This window comes from bacterium, assembly GCA_040755795.1.
Taxonomy (GTDB): Bacteria; UBA9089; CG2-30-40-21; order CG2-30-40-21; family SBAY01; genus JBFLXS01.
Map to the genome: position 1 here is coordinate 1 of JBFLXS010000520.1, position 2,472 is coordinate 2,472.

General features: G+C 36.7%; 2 protein-coding genes. One reads left to right on the forward strand and one right to left on the reverse strand.

Annotated elements, in window-relative coordinates:
- Window positions 1-135, reverse strand: a 135-nt coding sequence (locus AB1414_19185) for a zinc ribbon domain-containing protein (GenBank protein ID MEW6609537.1), incomplete at its 3' end; no start/stop codon positions are given.
- Between the two features lie 303 nt (window positions 136-438).
- Here AB1414_19185 and AB1414_19190 point away from each other — a divergent pair.
- The gene (locus tag AB1414_19190) at window positions 439-1,911 is read left to right on the forward strand and encodes a DegQ family serine endoprotease (GenBank protein ID MEW6609538.1); all 1,473 of its coding nucleotides are present in this window, start codon (window positions 439-441) and stop codon (window positions 1,909-1,911) included.
- Window positions 1,912-2,472: the final 561 nt, after the last annotated feature.

The following is a 2,472-nucleotide window of genomic DNA, read 5'->3' on the forward strand; positions in this document are numbered from 1 at the left end:
TACCCCAAATAATGAGATTAATTTTTTTACCTCATCAGATTCACAATTGGCACATTTAATTATCTCATTATGAGTTCTTATTAAAACCTCAAATTTATTGCCACAATTTATACATTGATATTCATATATCGGCATAGATTTTAGTAATTTAAAGCATACCACAAAGATTAAAAAATGTCAAGAAAATTTTTTGGTTGACAAAAGTAATTAAGTTGTGATACAATTAATTATCTAAACTGAAACAACAGGCAATGGTTGTCAGATTCAAGGTTCAGGATTCAAGGGACAAAAGAGAAAATAATATCCCGTGCTCCCTGGGTGTCATGTTGACTAAGTTTTAGACCTGATAAAAGTAGGTTTCCCAACCAGCGAACTGATAATTGGTAACTAATTACCATTCACCAATTACCAGTTACCATGTTTAAGGAGATAATTAAAATGAAGAAAAAGATTATTTATGTCATAGGGCTAATATTAAGCCTTTTTATTGGTGGTGTAGTGGGGGCAAGGGTAGCTACACATCACGCCATATTCCCACAAAAAACTGTTTTTGTTGCCCAAACTGCGGTAAGTCAGGGGGGGCTTATTGATTTAGAGAATGCCTTTGTTAAAGTCGCCGAAGAGGTAAAACCAGCTGTGGTGAACATTAGTATCGAAAAAAAGATAAAAGAAAGAGGAATCTTCCCCGGCTTCAGAAATGAATTTAGTGACCCATTTTTTGATAACTTCTTTAAGGATTTCTTTAAGGAGTTTGAGCCGAGAGAATACACCCAGCAGAGTTTAGGCTCAGGCGTAATTGTTGATTCAAGAGGGTATATCTTGACCAATAATCATGTGGTTAAAGGGGCAGATGAGATTCAAATTACCTTGCTTGATGGACGAAAATTTAAAGGCAAGATAGTTGGTTCTGACCCCAAAACAGACCTGGCTTTAATAAAGGTAGAGGTAAAGGATAACCTTCCTTGTGTCCAATTGGGTGATTCGGATGAAATAAAAATAGGTAATTGGGCAATTGCCATTGGCAATCCATTTGGATTAGACCATACGATGACCGTTGGTGTAATCAGTGCTAAAGGCCGCTCAATTGGTGTAGCGGAATATGAAGACCTGATTCAAACCGATGCCTCAATTAATCCGGGTAATAGTGGCGGACCTTTAGTCAATATTCGCGGGGAAGTAATTGGTATCAATACGGCTATTGTTGCGGGAGGTCAGGGAATTGGCTTTGCTATCCCAATTAATATGGCAAAAAAAATCATCGGTGATTTGATTGAACATGGTAAGGTAATAAGAGCCTGGTTGGGGGTTTATATTCAAGAAATTACTCCAGAATTAGCGGAAAAATTCAAAAAAGCCCAGCCCAAAAAAGGGGTTTTAATCGCAACAATTATGCCCAATAGTCCCGCAGAAAAAACTGGGTTAAAAATGGGTGATATTATTTTAACTGTCGAAGGAAAAGAAATTTCCACGCCACAAGAGCTTCAAAAAGAAATATTGAAAAGAAAAACTGGAGATACTGTTAAACTTGAGGTATTAAGGGATGGTAATATTCTTAGTTTTGAGGTCAAATTGGCACAACTAAAGGAAGAAGATGTTGTTGAAAAAGATGATAATATTTCTTCCTGGCGAGGAATGACGGTTCAAACCCTTACACCAGAGTTATCTCAACATCTTGGAATGCCTTCAACAGAAAAAGGTGTTTTAATCTCAGAAATAGCACCAGGAAGCGTAGCCCAGAAAATACGATTGCAAGGAAAAGACATAATTAAAGAAATAAATCATCAGCCAATTGAAAATTTAGCAGATTTTAATAAAATAGTTAAACAAATATCCAGAACAAGTGATGCAATGTTGGTGATTAAACGAGCACAACTAACCTTCTTTGTCGTCTTACCAGGAGAAAAAGAGTAATTCATAGCTGACATTTCTATATTTCTTGCCTTTGGAGCCGGTATGTTATCATTTCTGTAACCGTTCAGGTAATCCTTTACCGCACAGACGCAGAGGAACAGAGAAGACATAGAAATAAATTAGAGCACATAAAAGATTATTGATGCATCCATTGAAATACTTATGACCTGCTTGCCGAATGTTCAGCAGGAGAATAGCACGCTGATGACGCGGATGTTGCGGATATTCGCGGATAGAAGATAGAAGGTGGGAAGTAAGGAGATAAGCGTGAGGAGTGATGTTTTCTTTACTTTCTACTCTCTACTTCCTATTTTCAGGAGAACGGTCATGAGTCTGCGACTCACAAAGGACGATGAAAATGTAGTTTTGTAAATCAAGCAATTACAATAACTTACAGACATTTTCAGGAGAAACGCTCATGTCCACAGGGTGGACACAAAGTCTTACGGTAAAATGTCCAGTAAAAAATTAAGTTTTTTTAAAAATATTTTTCCTGACTTATATCCCTAAAAAGGCACAAAAATAGTATGTTCGGATACAAGTGAATTTTTTAAATATCCA